18 protein-coding genes and 1 pseudogene are annotated in these 16,842 nt (G+C 58.5%); 2 read left to right on the forward strand and 17 right to left on the reverse strand.

The genetic code is table 11. The features are described 5' to 3' along the window. Window positions 1-56: 56 nt before the first annotated feature. From AC1Q6I_RS19220 to AC1Q6I_RS19230, 3 genes are all read right to left on the reverse strand, one after another. Window positions 57-806 (reverse strand): 2,3-bisphosphoglycerate-dependent phosphoglycerate mutase, encoded by a 750-nt coding sequence (locus AC1Q6I_RS19220; RefSeq protein WP_218274069.1) that lies wholly within the window; start codon window positions 804-806, stop codon window positions 57-59. 161 nt (window positions 807-967) lie between these two features. Continuing rightward, window positions 968-1,597, reverse strand: coding sequence for a hypothetical protein (locus AC1Q6I_RS19225; RefSeq protein WP_102642592.1), 630 nt, complete (start codon window positions 1,595-1,597; stop codon window positions 968-970). Window positions 1,598-1,929: 332 nt separating this feature from the next. Beyond that, window positions 1,930-2,340, reverse strand: a complete 411-nt coding sequence (locus tag AC1Q6I_RS19230) for a hypothetical protein (protein WP_102624074.1) — start codon at window positions 2,338-2,340, stop codon at window positions 1,930-1,932. Between the two features lie 204 nt (window positions 2,341-2,544). Between AC1Q6I_RS19230 and AC1Q6I_RS19235 the strand changes: the two genes are divergently transcribed. Continuing rightward, window positions 2,545-3,390, forward strand: coding sequence for an AraC family transcriptional regulator (locus tag AC1Q6I_RS19235; protein WP_102624073.1), 846 nt, complete (start codon window positions 2,545-2,547; stop codon window positions 3,388-3,390). Window positions 3,391-3,433: 43 nt separating this feature from the next. Here the strand turns inward: AC1Q6I_RS19235 and AC1Q6I_RS19240 are convergent, their stop codons facing one another. From AC1Q6I_RS19240 to AC1Q6I_RS19290, 11 genes and pseudogenes are all read right to left on the reverse strand, one after another. After that, the gene (locus tag AC1Q6I_RS19240; RefSeq protein WP_102624072.1) at window positions 3,434-4,177 is read right to left on the reverse strand and encodes a siderophore-interacting protein; all 744 of its coding nucleotides are present in this window, start codon (window positions 4,175-4,177) and stop codon (window positions 3,434-3,436) included. Next, a complete protein-coding gene (locus tag AC1Q6I_RS19245) occupies window positions 4,174-5,370 on the reverse strand; it encodes an FAD-dependent monooxygenase (protein ID WP_102624071.1) in 1,197 nt (398 codons plus the stop codon). Before AC1Q6I_RS19245 ends, AC1Q6I_RS19240 begins: the two co-directional genes overlap by 4 nt. 146 nt (window positions 5,371-5,516) lie before the next feature. Then, entirely contained in the window at window positions 5,517-5,936 is a 420-nt protein-coding gene (locus tag AC1Q6I_RS19250) for a hypothetical protein (protein WP_207238166.1), read from the reverse strand. 16 nt (window positions 5,937-5,952) lie between these two features. Next, on the reverse strand, window positions 5,953-6,504 hold the full coding sequence (locus tag AC1Q6I_RS19255) for an RNA polymerase sigma factor (protein ID WP_207238167.1): 552 nt from the start codon (window positions 6,502-6,504) through the stop codon (window positions 5,953-5,955). Window positions 6,505-6,802: 298 nt separating this feature from the next. Next, on the reverse strand, window positions 6,803-7,171 hold the full coding sequence (locus tag AC1Q6I_RS19260) for a DUF3325 domain-containing protein (protein ID WP_102624069.1): 369 nt from the start codon (window positions 7,169-7,171) through the stop codon (window positions 6,803-6,805). Next, complete coding sequence (locus tag AC1Q6I_RS19265) at window positions 7,171-8,784, reverse strand: PepSY-associated TM helix domain-containing protein (RefSeq protein ID WP_158244430.1); 1,614 nt, start codon at window positions 8,782-8,784, stop codon at window positions 7,171-7,173. The genes AC1Q6I_RS19260 and AC1Q6I_RS19265 overlap by 1 nt, the downstream gene beginning before the upstream one ends. Continuing rightward, window positions 8,781-9,092: a hypothetical protein gene (locus tag AC1Q6I_RS19270; RefSeq protein WP_102624067.1), complete on the reverse strand. Its 312-nt coding sequence runs from the start codon at window positions 9,090-9,092 to the stop codon at window positions 8,781-8,783. Before AC1Q6I_RS19270 ends, AC1Q6I_RS19265 begins: the two co-directional genes overlap by 4 nt. 70 nt (window positions 9,093-9,162) lie before the next feature. Next, window positions 9,163-9,846: a Fe2+-dependent dioxygenase gene (locus tag AC1Q6I_RS19275; RefSeq protein ID WP_102624066.1), complete on the reverse strand. Its 684-nt coding sequence runs from the start codon at window positions 9,844-9,846 to the stop codon at window positions 9,163-9,165. A 7-nt stretch (window positions 9,847-9,853) separates the two neighbouring features. After that, window positions 9,854-12,133, reverse strand: a complete 2,280-nt coding sequence (locus AC1Q6I_RS19280; RefSeq protein WP_102624065.1) for a TonB-dependent receptor — start codon at window positions 12,131-12,133, stop codon at window positions 9,854-9,856. Next, entirely contained in the window at window positions 12,123-13,163 is a 1,041-nt protein-coding gene (locus AC1Q6I_RS19285) for a tetratricopeptide repeat protein (RefSeq protein ID WP_102624064.1), read from the reverse strand. The genes AC1Q6I_RS19280 and AC1Q6I_RS19285 overlap by 11 nt, the downstream gene beginning before the upstream one ends. A gap of 434 nt (window positions 13,164-13,597) precedes the next feature. Next, a pseudogene (locus AC1Q6I_RS19290) lies at window positions 13,598-13,790 on the reverse strand (hypothetical protein); the annotation flags it as partial. 721 nt (window positions 13,791-14,511) lie between these two features. On the opposite strand from AC1Q6I_RS19290, the gene AC1Q6I_RS19295 reads away from it, so the two are divergent. After that, entirely contained in the window at window positions 14,512-14,676 is a 165-nt protein-coding gene (locus AC1Q6I_RS19295; protein ID WP_146015793.1) for a TonB-dependent receptor, read from the forward strand. Window positions 14,677-15,096: 420 nt separating this feature from the next. Here AC1Q6I_RS19295 and AC1Q6I_RS19300 read toward each other — a convergent pair whose 3' ends face one another. From AC1Q6I_RS19300 to AC1Q6I_RS19310, 3 genes are read right to left on the reverse strand one after another with little or no spacing between them, the layout of a single operon-like run. Then, entirely contained in the window at window positions 15,097-15,564 is a 468-nt protein-coding gene (locus AC1Q6I_RS19300; RefSeq protein ID WP_102624062.1) for a single-stranded DNA-binding protein, read from the reverse strand. Further along, the gene (locus AC1Q6I_RS19305) at window positions 15,561-16,079 is read right to left on the reverse strand and encodes a DUF3158 family protein (RefSeq protein ID WP_102624061.1); all 519 of its coding nucleotides are present in this window, start codon (window positions 16,077-16,079) and stop codon (window positions 15,561-15,563) included. The genes AC1Q6I_RS19300 and AC1Q6I_RS19305 overlap by 4 nt, the downstream gene beginning before the upstream one ends. Further along, window positions 16,076-16,831, reverse strand: coding sequence for a PFL_4669 family integrating conjugative element protein (locus tag AC1Q6I_RS19310; protein ID WP_102624060.1), 756 nt, complete (start codon window positions 16,829-16,831; stop codon window positions 16,076-16,078). Before AC1Q6I_RS19310 ends, AC1Q6I_RS19305 begins: the two co-directional genes overlap by 4 nt. Window positions 16,832-16,842 lie beyond the last annotated feature (11 nt).

Raw genomic sequence — 16,842 nt, forward strand, 5'->3', positions numbered from 1 at the left:
TGATCATTTGGCGAGTTTAAAAGTTGCGCTAGGTGGTATGCCGGGGAAATACATGGCTACTTCAGACCATCCTTAGGGACATTCAGGTTCGAGATGTCCTGATCCGAAATATCATCCAGGTATTTGATCAGGGCGCGCAGGGAGTTGCCATGCGCGACGACTAACACGTGTTTTCCTGCCAGGATTTGCGGCCCCAGGGTCTCATGCCAATAGGGGAGGAGGCGAACCTGGGTATCTTCCAAACTTTCGCTTCGGGGATAGTCATTGGGGGTGAGGTTGACATATCGGCGGTCAGCCCTCGATTCAGGTAGCCCCTCCGGTGAGGGTGGAGGTGCAATGTCAAAGCTGCGTCGCCAGATATGCACTTGTTCCTCACCGAAGCGGGCAACGGCGGCGTCCTTGTTCATTGAAGTGAGCGTCCCATAATGACGTTCGTTAAGTCTCCAGGTAGTGGATACCGGAAGCCACATCAGATCCATCGCGTCTTGGATGCCCCAAAGCGTGCGTACCGCTCGCTTGAGTACCGACGTATGAGCCACATCGAAAGTGAAGCCTGCAGCGCGTAGTCGGCGGCCGGCGGTTGTTGCCTGGGTGATACCCTGGGCGCTCAGGTCTACATCCGCCCAACCGGTAAAGAGATTGCGCTGGTTCCACAGTGACTCACCGTGGCGGACCAATACCAATCTGTACAGGGTGAGCCCCTCGTTTCTTCTTAGCTTGTGCAAGTTGCCTAGGCTCGCCCACGGCGAAGGTGGTGGAGGAAGCGAGGAGTGGGCGCCGGGTGAGGCCTTTGGGGGGGTAGTCATTCAGGACTCCTTCGCTGTATCAAGCCAAACTGAGGTCGTGGTCAGGGTCCGTTGGCGATATCCGCTGCTGTTGCTGGCAAACCTGATAGCTATCGGTCCGGGAGTTGTATGAACACCACCGCGCTATTTATTGGTTTGCTAAGTCGGATGGGTTTGCAGGCTTACGTTTTAGAGCCAGTGGCAATAAAGCGGTATTCCCGGTAATAGTCGAGCGTACCGCCCAGGCTGATGCAGTAGGCCAGCAACTCGATACCTTCTTCGACGGTGGTTTTCGCCAGGCGGATGTAACCATCGTTCAAAATGCCGTGCCACAAAAGGCCCATGCCGAACAGGCGGGAGAAAACCAAGACCGCGAGGCCGCCTATGATCAGGCCAAAGCTTGGCCGGGCTGAAAATTCGGCCAGGCCCGAGAGCGTTTCGCGCCGTGCGTGTTTTTTGCCGAACGCCAGAAATAGGCATGTACCGGCCATGATCAGCGCAGGCCACAGCCAGAAACCATAGCTGATCGGGTCGAACAGCCCGTCGAGTTCGCGAATCAACATGCAGGCGAAGAAACCACCGACCAGGATGCCGATCCCGCGTTGACCGGGCTGACGCGAGCTCATCCAGAATAGGCATACGATGAGCACCAGAATCAGCTCCTGGCTGATTTCAGTGAACGATGCTTCCACAATCCTGGTTTTGGCGATAAAGATATCGATGAAGATCATGCCTATCCCGAACAGGACCAAGGCAATAAGGACCATGAAGCGCAAAAAGGCGTACGCCAAAACCTTTAGATCGCTTTTCACGTTTTTTCACTCAGGGTGTATTGGGAAAACTTTCGACTGTAAATCAAGTGTGTAGACGGTCAGTTGCACGGGTGAAGTGTTCGTCAGCAAGCACGGCGAAACAGCGTAGGGGACGCAATTCCATGTCACATCCCTCGCATCTGGCATCTGGCATCGAATCTGGCGAAGGTGAATATCTCGCGCGCGATATGCAGGGAGCCAATAAACCACTACTGTTTTGAGCGCGATAAAACCTTACAAACTTCTGGAAGTCAGGCTCGATCATGGAGATAGCCGCCAAAATTACTTATTACTCTCGCCCCATTGGCAGCCCTAAGTTCAAGGCTACGAAACTAGAGTAACCGGGCCTTCACGGATTCACCTGCCAACAGTTTCTGCGCCAAGGCTAAAGCCTCTTCCTTGGTGACGGTCATGAGCATGGGGTAGCCCCAGAATTTCTCATACATGACTGCAAAGGCTTTGGATGCCAGTCGTTTTGCAGTGTTCGGTTCGATGTGGATCGAGGCCTTGACGAATGCCCGTAGGTCACTCTTATGGCGCTTCATCCAAAGGGATGTCTGCTTCATCTCTTCGGGTGAATGCTCGTGTTCGCCACTATCAAGGCTTTCATCGTTGAGGAGAACGAATACCTCTTTTCGAGCAAGCAATGCTTCGAACTCGGCAAACGGCGAGTCTTCTGGATTCTTGCTGGGCGTAGAGATTTGCATCCACACGAGTGGGAACTGGGTGGCATCTATAAGCACGTTAATACTCCTTCGGAAATTGGTGAAAAATCGCTGGTAGTCTCGCCCGGTCGGAGGTGAGGCACGGTCTTGGTCGAACAGGGAAACCAGCAGAATCAATCTCACGATACTCAGCAATCTACTGGACGTCATTGCACAAGTTGGCCATAATATTTTTCAAAGCAGCCATGGTGACTTGGCTTTAATTGGAGGCTCAACTCACTCATGTCAAAAACTGTATCCAGAGACCCTGTCGTGGCTTTTGATGTCGACAGCATCCCCCGGCCAGTTGCCGCCCTGAGCGCTTCGATGGTGGGCAAGGACTGGGAACAGGCCAAGCATCATCATCGCAAAGCGCAACTGCTCTACTCCGTACGGGGCATTCTTAACTGCGAGATAGAAGACGGCGTCTGGATCGTGCCGCCGCAGTGCGCGGTATGGATACCGGGGGACCTGCCACATTCGGCACGGGGTTCGGGCGAAACGGAGTGCTATTGTCTATTCGTTGAACCCGATGCCGCGCCGGATCTGCCGAAGAGCTGCTGCACGATCTCCGTATCGCCGTTGCTGCGTGAGTTGCTGTTGCGGGCGGCGGGCTTCCCCGAGCTATACGTGTCCGGTGGTCGGGAGGATCGGTTGATCGCTACTTTGCTGGACGAGCTGTCCATTGCTCCTGTGGAAGACCTGCATTTGCCGATGCCGCGCGATCCGCGACTGCGCCGGCTTGCAGAAATGCTGTTGGCAGATCCTACCGATAAGACCGCGATGGGCGATTGGGCTATCCGCATTGGCATGAGCGAGCGGAGTATGAGCCGACTGTTGCTGCAAGAAATCGGGATGAGCTTTGGGCGCTGGCGTCGGCAACTGCATGTTATTCTTTCGCTGCAGCGTATGACCAAAGGTGAAAGCGTGCAGGCGGTGGCGCTAGAACTGGGTTACGAGAATGCCAGTGGCTTCGTCACCATGTTCCGCAAGGCGGTAGGCAAGCCACCAGCGCGATACCTCTCAGAGCGAGTGACCGAAAGAGAGCCCGCTGCGGTGCCGGGCATCATGCTTCCTGATCAGGTCTGACCTGATCGAGTTCTGCGGCAATTGTGAAGGGCTTAGATGCAAGTCAGTCCAACCCTGTCTTGCCGGGAGCCCAATACGCTTTTGCCTGGAAGCGATTCGAGGCGATTCCCAGTCGCTTGAGCAGTTTGCGCATGTGCTGGATCGAGCTTGCATTGCCCGACAGCACGATGTTCGCCGCTGGTTGCGCTTGCAACACGGTCAGCATCTTCTCTTCCAGTTCGGTCAACTGCGCGTCGTTTCCAGTGCGCACGCCCAACTGTGCGTTTTCGAGTCCGAAGCGGGCAATGGCCGGTTGCGATTCGGTGAGCGAGGACACTTCAAGGAATAGTTGCGTGTTCGCTGGCTGCACGGTGCCGAGCAGCACGGCGGCCAGACCGAAGGAGGTTTCATCGCCGAACAGGACGGCGGAAAAAGCGAGTTCGGTAAGGTCGATGGATTTGCGTGGGCCGAAGACGATACAGGTATCGCCTTTGCGCAGCGTGCGCACCCATTGCACGCCCGGGCCGCCGGCATGAAGGTAGATCAGGATGCGCGTGCGTCCGTTCTCGGCATCCCAGTCCATCGGCGTGTAGGTGCGCTGAACCCATCCGCCCAACTGGATCTGAATCTTGTCGCCCGGCGTCCAGGCTACGTTGCGCAGTGCATCGCCGCCGAGGGTGATGATGCGAAAAGCGCTGCCAATATCTTCGATGTCCAGCACCTGCGCATTGCGCGTGAATAGCTTGAGCACCGCCGATTCGAGCAGACTGGCTCGTTTTATCGTTGCTGGCGTGGTGGCGTCGTTCATTGGATAAGTTCCGGGTAATTCTTGAGGGTGATGAGCTGGATCATTTCGCCGAAATCCGGGATGCCATCCGGGTGCGTGCTGCTGTCCGCTTCCGTGGACTGACCAAGCGATATTTCCTGCAAGGCGGTATCTGCCATGTCGCGCGCAAGGTCCTGGTTACGGATGATGTAATCACGCAACTCGTGCTCGTAGCGGCTTATGCCTGCCAACAAGTCGCTGTTGGCCGCGGCCAGTTCGCCGGCCAGTACGTAAGCCCCGACCATCGCCACGGTTGTCCCTTGGCCCGTCGCCGGTGAAACGCTGTACCCAGCATCGCCGACCAGCACCACTCGCCCGCGTGACCAGCCGTCCATGCGAACCTGGTTGGTCGCGTCGAAGTAGAAGTCGGGTGCGTCCTGCATGTACGCCAGTAGCTGCGGGATCTCCCAACCCGCTCCGGCAAATCGTTCGGTCACCAAACGCTTCTGCGCGGCGATGTCACGGTAGTCATAGTCCAGCTGTTCGGCCGTACTGAAACCAAGATAGGTTCTGGCCTTGGCATCCTTGTCCATGGCCAACATGCCGCTCATGAGGTTCCCGTGCTCATGGAAAACCTGCCAGTGGTCGAGGCCGAGAAAATTCGGCACAGCGAAGACTGCGATATGGAAACCTACAAAGTGCAAGAACTGCTGCTCGGGGCCGAAGACCAGCCGACGCACGCCCGAGTGCAGGCCATCGGCTCCGATCAGCAGATCAAAGCGGCGCGGCGCAGCGTTGGCGAATGCGACATCTAAGCCAGTCTCGTCCTGGGTTATCGACGTGACTCTGTCGTCAAACAGGAACTCCACTTGGTCGCCTACGGCTTCGTACAGAACTTTGCAAAGGTCATCGCGCAGAATTTCGACGTCCGGGCTGTCGAATCGTCCACCCGTCACGGTGCGTTCCGTGCTCCGGTAGATTTCCTTGCCCTCGGCGTCCACGAATGACACCCCGGTCAGCTTGGTGCTGCGATCTCGAATGTCGGTCAGGATTCCCATGTGCCTGGCGACTTCCAGCGCCGGGCCGCGCACATCTAGCGCCTGGCCGCCTGGACGCAGATGGGACGCACGCTCGACTACCGTGACCTTGAAGCCGTAGCGGACGAGCCAATAGGCGGTGCTGAGCCCGGCGACGCTGGCGCCGGAAACGAGGAGGCTGATGTCTTTGTTCGTCATTGGATATCCATTTGTCATATGTTGAGCGATGGGTCAGTGGAGCCTAGAAGCCGGCGTCTGTTATCCTGTGGTATAGCGGTGCTTGTGCTTATTCGTCGGCGCAGCGCTCTGCTCAATGCTGGGCGTGAGCCGTGCGGAACATGGAGTCACGTCTTATCCCCCAGGCTACCCGTATCGCGGGGGCGGAACTCGGCTGACGCTGTATGCGAGGTTCGAGGTGCCGCACCTTCGGCGCTTTCAGTGTCGAATGATCTACGCCAACGGTCGCCCCAGCGACTCTTGAAATGCCGCTTGAGTTGTTCCCGCTCTTCCACGGTCATGCTGTCCCAGCGATGGCGGGCCTTCCATCGGCCATGACCGCCACCAAAGAGGATCTTGCTGAGCAACAAAAGCCCCAAGGCCTGCCCGTAATCGATTGACCGCACCCCCACGAACAGAGCAGGCATCAGCCAGTTCCACAACTGCATCACCAGCAACGTCACAGCGGCAAAGAGAGCGATCCACATTGCGGCCGCCACAAGAAACTTCGCTACGTTGCGGGGCCGATCACCAAAGAATGTCTTCATGGTCTTAATTCCACCTTCAAATAAGTTCGTCATACAGAGGTTGCAGCCGGGATCGCAAATGCAGAATGGCGCGTCGTTTCCATCCCAGGAGGGTGTTGACATTGATGCCACTGCGAGCAGACAGCTCCTTGAAACTCTGCCCTTCCAACTCATGGGCAATGAATACGTCGCGTTCGTTGGCAGCCAATTCGTCCAATGCGGTCGAGATGGCTTCCAGCAACATGGCCCTTGTGTAGGCTGCTTCCGGTCCGCTATCGATGGAGGGCAGCGCCTGATCAAGGTAATAACCGTCTTGCGCGTCTTCCCAAACAGCCGACCCGCCGGGCAGCGGCTCCTCACGCTTCTTACGCGCTCGATCGATGATGCGGTTGCGCGCTACGCGGACCAGCCAGGCACCGACTTGCTCGATCGGCTCAGGCAAACTGCAGGCCCGCGCGAACTCGCAGAAGACGTCCTGAAGGATGTCTTCTGCATCTCCCGTGTTTGGCACGCGTCGCCGAATGAAGCCATAGAGGCGTGTCCGCTCGCGCGCGATGATTTCAGCAATGCCTTCGCTCTGCTCGGCCATCAGGGCGCCTAGGGCATGGGGGTTAAGCGTCGTATCCATGCTTGTATAGACGGATCACGAGCTGGAATATTGTGGGAGGCCGTCTCATAACTCTCACAATCGTCGTTACTGAAGAACTCGATCGGAACCACCAGTTCCAGCGGCTCGCTGACCACGGAAGGTGGTAACTCCGGCAGAGGCTGCGCACGCTGGATCAGCGCCAGAGCTTCCAGATGGGCAATGAAGTGCCAGACTAAAAGGCCGGATTTTTTTGGAAAATTTGGGACCGTCGATCTTGGCGATGGTCGTGATGGATATATCAACGATCCTCATCGTGGTGTCTTGCTGTCTGGAGTCGACTCACGGCGGGAGCGCTTACCCTCGCCCGTGGGTCTTGGATGATGCTGCGGATCATGCGTGGAGATAGGGAACCTGCGATGCTGAGGATGAAAACAATGACGATCGCCGCCATCGATGCCAGGCACAGCCATTCGATCGTACCTTCGATCACGCCCCACGTGATCCCGAGGCGGCCATAGGACACAGCCAAGAACAATGCTCCGACCACGCGAAGAAACCCGCTTCGGCGCCGAGAACAGTCCACCCCGAAAAGTTCGCGGTGGTGACCGCGCATCGCCAGTGCGAGCGCGGCAAAGCCAAGCAGCGCCAGTGCGAATGACAGCCCCATCACTCAGTAACTCCCAACGTGGTCAGGCCGGAAGCGCCCGGCCGATCCATCAGTGCCGGCGGCGCATGTACAGTGTGGTGCCGGCCGAGACAGAGGGCGGCTGTGGCGAAGATCAGCCCGAGGGCCAGCGCAACGGCGTCGAACGCGATGTAAAGCGCGTCGCCCTGTAACAGGCTGGCGAACGTCCCGCGTGAGCCGGTCGCGGCATTCACGAGGGGAAGCGCCAGAAAGAGAAGCGCCGTGACGCTCAGAACTTCGATCCAGGCGCTTCGTTTCGGGCGCAAAGCCGACCAAGCCAGCAACGCTCCCCAGCAACCGAATGCGCAGAGAACCTCGACGTTCGCCCGCGAGGAGATCGACAGGGGCAGCAGGCGGTTCGCGCAAAAATAAGCCGCTGTCGCTGCGGGGTAACCGGCGATCACCGCCACATTCAGCGTTTCGACGATATGAAACCCACGGCGACCGTAGTCGGGACTCAGGAGGTTGCGCCTGCGCTTTGCGGTCCACAGGATCAGGCCCGTCACCACCATGGCCGTTCCAGTCGCGCCGCACAGAAACAGCAGCCAGCGCAATGCCGGCCGCGCAAAGTGCGCTTCATGCAGGCCGAATACGGCGAAGCCGGCGCTGGCTGCGGCGCTCAGGCGCGGCGAGGTATGCATCAATGCGCCGGTGACACCGTTGAAAGTCAGGCTTTTGCCGGCATCGCGCGGAATCACGTCATGCACCTGCCGATCCACCTTGATCGTCGCGGCTTCGTCACCCGGATTGCTGACGACGATCGTTTCCGCATGGCCACCCTTCCAGATCGTTTCCGCTTGCCCCAATACGAAATCAAGCGGAACCAGCGGGGCTGAACGCCCACTTGGCGCTTCGGCGTGCGGTTGCGAAACAAGTTCCGAGAAGAAGGTTTTCGGGCTTGAATAGTTTGCAAACACCGCCCATGGCAACAGAAAAAAAGTCAGGATGCCGACGCCGGTATAGGTAATCATCAGATGAAAGGGCAGCGCGAGTACGGCGAACGTGGTGTGCGCGTCCCGCCACGAGCGCACACCGCTGCGTGGCCGGAAGCTGAAGAACTCGGCAAAGATGCGGCGGTGGGTGATGAGCCCGGTGGTCAGCGCGACCATCAAGGCGAGGCTGGCCAGCACCACCAGGATCAGTCCAAGGACCGGCAGGTAATGGAGGGCAAAGTGGAATTGAAAGAAGTAATCCCCACCTTCGGTTTCCCGTGCCACCAGAGGATGGCCGTTGGCGCCGATGGTTGCACGCTGGTTCGGCGGCACACGATCATCATCATCGTCGTCCTCGATGGGGGCAGCCCCGGGCTTCGATCGTGGTCGCCAACGGACCTCTGAAACCGGGGTTCGCTCGTTCGGTACGCGGATGGTCCAAGCGCCAGCATCGGGCACCTTCATGCTCAGAAACGCCACGGCACCTTCCACCGATTTCACGGGGTCGATGGCCGCCGCGATTTCCGGCTTCATCCAGGTAGTGATTTCCTGCTTGAAGTAGGCTGCCGTCCCATTGAAGAACACGAGGAAGATGATCCAGCCAGCGCACATGCCCGCCCACGTGTGCAGCCATTGCATTGACAGCCTGAAGGAACTTTTCATCCGCGGCCACCCCAGATGATTAATCCCCAGCTCAGCGCGGCGGCCGCCAGGGCAATGGCGCCCAGCACCGCCCATGCGCGGGACGGCGACTTCGCGGCGAACGCCCACAGGATCGCGCCCAGAAACAGCAGCGCAGTCAACAGGAGGGCGGTCGTTGTCGCGCTGGCTCTGGACAGAGGCAGCAGAAGGGCCAGCAGTGCGCTGAGCGCGGCGGCGGCGGCGTAGCCGCCGAAGAGCGCGGCGCAGACGCGCGAGACAACATCGCGCTTGCGCAGAGGAGGCTGCGCTGGCGAATTCAGTAGCGCCATCGATCGTGTCCTTGACGAGTGTTTTCGGATGAGCGCATGGATGTGCACTGGAGGGAGGTGGCATACCGATTCATAATTCCGCCCCCCGGCGGAGCAGGTTGTGATAAACGCTGGTCAGCGCGAGCGTGCCGTGTGTGTCGTGGCCAAGCTGTTGGCGCACCTCGATGATTGCCATGTCGAGGTCGTAGAGCAGCGTGCGCAGGCCATCGTCCTTGAGCATGGACTGGGTCCAGAAGAACGCTCCCCAACGTGAGCCGCGAGTGATCTCGTTGACCCGGTGCAGGCTGCCCGCCGGATAGACGACCAGTGAACCCGCTGGCAGCTTGATGGCGCTTGTCCCGTAGTTGTGCTCAATCACCAGTTCACCGCCGTCATAGTCCTGCGTGTCGCTCAGGAAAAGAGTCGAAGACACATCGGCGCGCATACGGATGCCCGAGCCCGGCACAGCGCGCACAGCGCCATCGACATGAGCGTCGAATTTCATGCCAACGTCGTAGCGGTTGAACATGGGAGGCAGCACGCGGAATGGCAAGGCCGCACTGTGGAACAAGGCATTGCGGCCAAGCGCCTTCAGGATAATCTCGCCAGCCTCCCGCGCTGCCGGGGCATCTTGGGGTAGCTGGAGGTTGTGCTTGGCCTGCGCCGCCAGCTCGCCCGCTGTCACACGTCCGTCGACGAGGTCCGCCGCCTGGATCAGGCGGCGGACCTCGTCCAACTCGTCGGCTGTCAGGACGTCAGGAATCACGATGAGCATAGAGACCTCAGAATTTCACGCCCGCGGAGAGCGAGACCGTGCGTCCCGCGATCGGTGTGGCATAGCGGTTAGCGAAGGCGGCGCTATAAGCCAGCTCGTTGGTTAGGTTCGTCACATTGAGCGCGACGTTATACTGGTCGATGTCATAGGACAGCATCGCGTCGGTCGTGGTCGTGCCGGGGATGCGCGACGCCATGGCGTTGTCCATGTAGTACTCGGAGCGGTAGTTGACGCCGCCGCCGACCAGGAGATGGCCGGGAAGATCCCGGACTAGCGGTGCCAAGTCGTAGGTCGTCCACAGCGCGGCACTGTTCTTGGAAACATACGGAACCAGGTTGCCGATGGATGACGCGGTGCTAGTGTTGAGGATCTTGCTGTGCATGTAGCTGTAGGACGCCTGCACGTCCCAGGCCGGCGTGATCTTCCCGGTCAGGCCCAGTTCGACGCCTTGCACCCGAACTTTGTCGCCCGACGCGGATTGGATGCCAGAAGTCGGATCGGTGTAGGTCGAGTTGTCCTTGCTGACCCGGAAGAGCGCAGCGGTCGTGCCGAGCCGGTCGTCCAAAAAGCTCCACTTGCCGCCGACCTCGTAGCTCTTGGCGGTTTCAGGATCCATGTCGGATATACGGGAGCCTCCCGCAAGCGACACAGATGAGCCAAGGGTCGTGATGTTGGAGCCGGGCGGGGTAAAGGATTTCGCATAGCTGACGTAATAAGTCTGATGCGATGTCGGCTCCCAGATCACGGAGCCCTTGGGACTGGTGAACTCCGTGGTGGTTGCGAGCGACGCGCCCGCATTGTCCCCGTCGACCTCGTAAAAGTCCCGGCGTACGCCGCCCAGAATGGACAATTCGGGCGTCAGCCAGAGGCGTTCACTGACAAAGGGGGCGAAATCCCGGCTATGGGCAGTGATACCGTTGGAGTCTAAGTTGAGGGTGAAACCCGCCGGGTTATCGTAAGTCGGGTCCAGCAATGTCCCGCTCGAGCCCGACCCGCTCGGGAAGTAGAAGTTCGCTTGCTGGTGCTGGTAATACGCATCGAAGCCCACGACCAGTTCGTGGCGGAAGCGTCCCGTATCGAAGTTCATGACCGCCGTGGTGATGTTCTCGGCGCCGTAGCTCTTCAGCCTAAAGCCGCCGACCGGCCAGAGGGTGTAGTTAGTGTTGAGGTTGCCTGCCGACACATCGCTGGCGCAGGTGCTCGCCGGGACGCCATAAAAGCCAGCGACAGCAGCAGGTAGGTCCATGCAGAAGGACGGCGTGAACTTGAGATCACGCGTGTAGTGACCATAACGCGTATCGTTGGTAAGGGTCAGCCAGTCGTTGAATTCGCCTTTGTAGCGCACGGTGGCGACGTCGGCGTCCATCCGATCGCGATCGCTTTCTCGGCCGTAAAAGTTGGAGCGCGACAGCCCATGTTCGGTAAGAGGCTCGCTATCAGACGTACCAATGCTGCCCGTCGGCACGCCGAAGTCGGGCCGGGATTTGCTGCTCTGATGGAAATAGTTGACGGTGAGCTGCTGGCTGGTGCCAAGACCGAAGCCAATCGAGCCGAGGAAACCGCTGCGGTCCGAATACACATGATCGCGATCCACTACGTCCTGAGCTTGGCCCATGATTACGGCCCGAACCGCCGTCGTGTCGTTGATCTGGTGATTGACGTCAAGCACACCGCGTTTGTAAGGGCCTTGGCCCGCGGTCAGATTGAGCGAATTGGCATCGCCCAGATGGGCCTTCTTGCTGTCCAGTTCGATCGCGCCGCCCGTGGTGCCGTTACCGAAACTCTGCGACGATGGCCCCTTGAGCACCATGACATTCTCAGTGGCGAAGCTGTCGCGAACGTAGGCGCCGAAATCTCGCAGGCCATCGACATAGATGTCGCCCGAGGCATCGAAGCCGCGGATGCGGAACTGGTCGCCGTTGATGCCGCCATTGCCTTCGCCGGTGGCGACAGTCACCCCCGGTACATATTTGAGCACCTGGTCGATCGTCGTTGCGTGCTGCTGTTCAATCACCAACTGGGGAATGACAGTGATTGTTTGCGGCGTACTTTGCAGCGTATCCGGGAGGCGATCCAGGCCGGTTTCGGCTTTCAGTGCATTGGTTGATGGCTCGTGCGTCCCTTCGATCGTGGTGGCCGGTAGCTGGATCGTCGCATCGTCCGGTTTTGATGCAGGTGCCGTTTCCTCGGCATGTGCCTGGTCGGTTGCGGCAAAGAACACGCCGCTAGCAAGGCTGGCAACTGCGCCAAAACCGGACAGCACCGGTCTTAAGGTTTCAATTCTCATGGTGTTCCCCATTGGATAGTGGTGTAGAACCGGTGAAATCTGGAGAGTGGCGCACAACGGTAAGGGCCTGGTCTGCAAGGCGGCGTATTGTCCCGAACTTGCTTTTCGGGCGAATGAGCTCGGCGGCTTGTGCGTGCCCTTGGGCTGCTGCTGCCTTGAAGAGCGCGGTGGCCTTGGCGGGGTCGCGGGCACCCGCAACGCCCTCATTGAGGGCCAGCCCATAGGCATAGAGATCGTTGGGCGCTTTGCCTTCAGCGCAACGCGCCAGAGCATCGAGGCCACACTGGCGTAATTCCATCTCTGGCCGCGCCAGCAGCAGCGGCGCGATCCGGCGACGAAACCCATTGTCACTGACGACGATGGCGCTGCGCAGCCACTGGTCGGCCGTCTCTTGGTCGCCCTGGCGAAACAGGATCGTGGCGAGGTTGTATTGCGCCCAGTGATCGCCGAGGTTTGCGGCCCGCAGGTACCAGAACGCCGCGCCAGCCGGGTCCGGTAGTCCCGCCCAGCCTTCTTCCAGGAAGCGGGCGAGGGAATTCATTGCCTTGAGGTGCGGTTTGGTCGTCCCGCTTTCGGCGGCCGCCTTGAACAGCACAAAGCAGCGTGGCCGGTCCGCAGGATCGCCTGCGCGCATCAGCATCTGAGCAAGATTGACCTGGCCCCAGGCGTGGCCTGCCTGGGCGGCTATCTCGAAGGCTTCGATGGCCCGTTGTGGGTTAGTTGGAACCCCCCACCCTTGCTCGTAGCAACGACCCATCATGTTGCACGCTTCGATATCGCCTGCGTCGGCGGCCCTCTCAAACCACGTAAAGGCGATATGTGCATCGCGCTTCACGCCACGTCCGTCGAGTAATAATTGTCCCAAAACCACCTGCGCCGCTGGAAACCCGGCTTTGGCTGCCGCGGAACACCAACGTGCAGCATCGCGTGGATTTCGACTCAGCGTGTCACGCAGTTGGTCTGCAGTGACCCGGCAGGCCTGAATTTGCATGATCAGGGGCAGCTGGAACAGGAGATGTTCGGAGCTCATTGGATGCCGAACCCCCACAGTCCAATATCCGTTGGGAGCGTTTGTGAACTGAAAAAAGCCGACTTAACGCTTTCATTATTCCATGCCAGATCCATCGTCATCGGTACCTATGCAAGTGCAAATAATTCTTATTAATAATATTAAGCGAATCCTGCGTGTATTGGATTACGCAATTTAGCCAACCTATTGTTAGATTCGGCCATTGCGTGGGATTCAGCGTTTTTGCAAACAGCGGCAGGACTTCATTGCATCAAGTCTGATGGGGCACGCTTTATGGACCATTGACAGCGTTGGCCACTCGCAGGTGGTTTCGGCCGGATGGGCTGGAGGAATTGCCCAGTACATCGGGCTTTCCTCATCCTGTGGATCGGCGTTCGGCAATGCGTATCGCGGCCAGTCTTCTCCAGCGACAGTTCCAGTTGCGATTTGTAGGGGGAGACCACCGACAACGATGCCTTGGTATCTGAGCGGTAGAACACATTCTGCTTGGAGAGGGAGTGGGTAGCGTCCGTATAGGCGACAGCATCCGATTTGAAGTGGATCGGACTTTCCTGGATCTGCCAGTTCCATGCCGGGTTCGCGGTGCCAGACTTTTTCGTGGCCTGGACCAGAGACAACCGGTTCGATCTCATTCTCAGTAGCGGGCTGTCACCGTCAGTCAGAACATAGTTCTTGTCTTTGGGTTTGCTAGCTTTTATTTGGAGGCCATTGAGGCGGGTGGTTTGTGCGCACTTGGGGAGTCCGAAGCGTCCATTTGGTATTCCAAAAAATGCCACTGGCAGGCCTGGAATACCAACTGGAATACTAGAGGAAGTAGATTCTCTAGAACGTCTTTAGATGTTTTATTGGTAGGCCTATATTAGCTACACTGGGATCTTCAACCCACCGGGACAGCAACGGCAACCTGCTCACGCCCACGAAAGGCAAGAGCAAGGAGATAGGCGTAAAAGGTGATTATCTGGACGGTTAGTTGAACGCTTCGATCGCCCGGTTCGAGAGACCAAGCTGGACAATGTGGCGCAGAGCGTTCAAGGCGTTTACACGACCGGTGTAACACGAGCCTACCAAGGCCGATTGCACCAAGTCGCTCGACGTGCAGGGTGAACTGACCCCGGCTGGAACCTCTATGCGGGCATTGCCCTCTTCACCGCTGAAGATGGTGACGACGTGCGACTGAACTCGCACTTGCCGCGGACCACCACCGACCGTCCGCCGGGGGAGAGGAGCAGGCTGACAGTGGGCGGAGGCTTCAGATCGCAGAGCAGTATCTACAAGTCGCCAGTCACCAGCACGCTAGGCGGAGGGCAGGGCTCCTATGCCTTGGTTTCGCTGAAGACCCGCTATGCCAATGAAACATATTGATCTGGGTCTCAACGTCAGCAATCTGCTGGACAAGAAGTACACGCTGCAGAAAGCGGACTTCGACACGGTGGCCTTCGGGATGCCGCGCAAATATGGTGGCGACCTTGAACTACAAATACTGTTAAGTCTTCGCCGCCGGCCAGCGAATTAGCCCGCATGCACCCTGCGCCCGCACATAATCACCGCTTTCGCCCCCTGTCTAACCGAGAGCAACTCACCCAGCTTATGGGAAAAGAAACGATGCTCACGCGTGAGACCTTGATCACTGCTTGGCTTGGGGTCTTGGGCATGGAGAGGTTCCGGGATTTGTTCAGTGCTTCGGTTTGCATTCTTCGTCCATTAGGAAGACCCATACAATGGGATATTCCATTCAACCTAAAGGCAAATAGCCCCACAGTGCGTATCCATTGCGTGATTCGATGACAAAGCAATGGTACGACGTGAGTCTGAACGAGGCCTGAGACTTATTTCGAGGGCTGCCTGTCATATTCACGAGAGACGAATCAGTACTGTCCTGGGGTATCGCGCAGAGGCGCAAATTACATGCCGGTTCCCATAAGTTGTCGGCCAACTACTCTTTGCGTTTCCTGAATTTCGAGGCGGCTGAAGCACTCTGGCGGCTGGTCTGTCCTGTACTTTGCTCGATGTATTTCCCAGCTGTCGTCGGCTCACTGGATCGTTCCCGCATGACCACGCTGTGCATGCGGTGAGGCAGGATGCCGACTCGACGGGCCTCGATCTTAAAGGTCACCCGTGCATTGTCTTCGCTGTCTTCCCACTCATCGCGTACAGTGCGGCCTTCGACCAGCACGCGCATGCCTTTCTGGTACAGCGTGCTCCAGTGTTCAGCCTCGCGGTGCCAGAGCTCAACAGGCGCCCAATAGCCACCGCGATCTTCATAATTGCCCTCGCGTGGCACGGGATTGTCGAAGTACACATTCAGGCGTAGCAAACGCCGTGGCTCGTCATTGCCTGACGGAAATTCCTGGAACTCTGGCGCACTGCCGATATTGCCTTCGCCGACGAAAAAAGTACTCATTGTGATATCTCCACTGCGGGTGTGAACTGGTGCAGCAGCCGTTCGGCTCTGGCCATTTTGATCGCGCAGGTCGTAGCCTGGCGGTAGAGCGAATGCACCACGCTCATCTGCAGGTTCAGTGCAATGCGCTCGCATTCGAATTGGTGCAATCCCTCGCGCACGACCTGCGGCAGGGCTTGGTTGCAGACCTGGCGTTCCCAGACCGCAACCCCCATACGGGAAAAATCACGGGTGCGCCAACGCAAAAAGGTGCTGCCGGCGCTGGTGTTCTGCAGCACCAATCGAATATCCAGCAGTGAGTAAGGGGGCTGTCCGGCCTGCTGCACCAGAGCCTCCATCAGGTGACATAGCTGCGCCTCGATTTCCCTCGCCACCTGCGCCAGGTGGTCCAATTCCCCCTTACCCTTAAAAGGTTTTAAAAGGCCTTTTAGGGAGGCTGCGTGTTCGAGCTGCCGATAGGCATCCGGTGTTAACGCGTCGAAGGGCATTGGGTGAGCCGAGGTCAGGGGATTCACGCTTCGTCCTCCGGCTCATCCACTGTCGCAAATGGGGCTCCCGCTTCCTCTGCCAACGCTTCAGCGTCATCCACTGGCACAGCACCACGGCGAATGATCGGTGGCGCGAACTGGGAGCGGCGATGACCCTCCAGGATGTCCATCGGGGGCAAACCCATCTTCTCGATGGCCGCAATGGCACGAGCATTGTTCGCCGCCATGTCATCACGTGTGACGCCGGCATGCCGATAGCGCTGGGCCTGGCCGAATAGGCTGCGCAGCAGATGGGCGCCGTCGTCGATCCAGGCTTCCATGTCGATGCGGCCGATCAGGGCAGTGTGATGGGCCAATAGAGTCTGGCGTACCAGGGTGTCGTAGTCGGTCAGTAGGTAGACCGCTAGAAAACCTAGCTGGCTGCCGATGTACAACGGCAAGGTGACGGGGTGTATGTTGAGGTTATCGCCCATGTCGATCTGTGTCGGCAGGTCCTGTCTGATCCGGTCCAGCTGCTGGGTCAGTTCCAGCATCCCAACCTTGGCCTGCATCAGTTTTTCTTCAAGTTGCACGATGGCCCAATCGGCATAGGGATCGTCCTGGGCCGCGGTTTGTTTGATCAGGTTGGTGACACTGATGTAGCCGGCCATGCCCATGATCGAGTGGACGCCTTCGCGTGCGGCTCGACCTTGCCAGATACGGGCGGCATGGTGGGTGTGCAGGGTCAGGGTGATGCTGCTGCGCAATGAACCCAGATTGAGTTGATAGTGATCGGCCACGGTGATGTCCT

This window comes from Pseudomonas sp. MPR-R2A5, assembly GCF_058793055.1.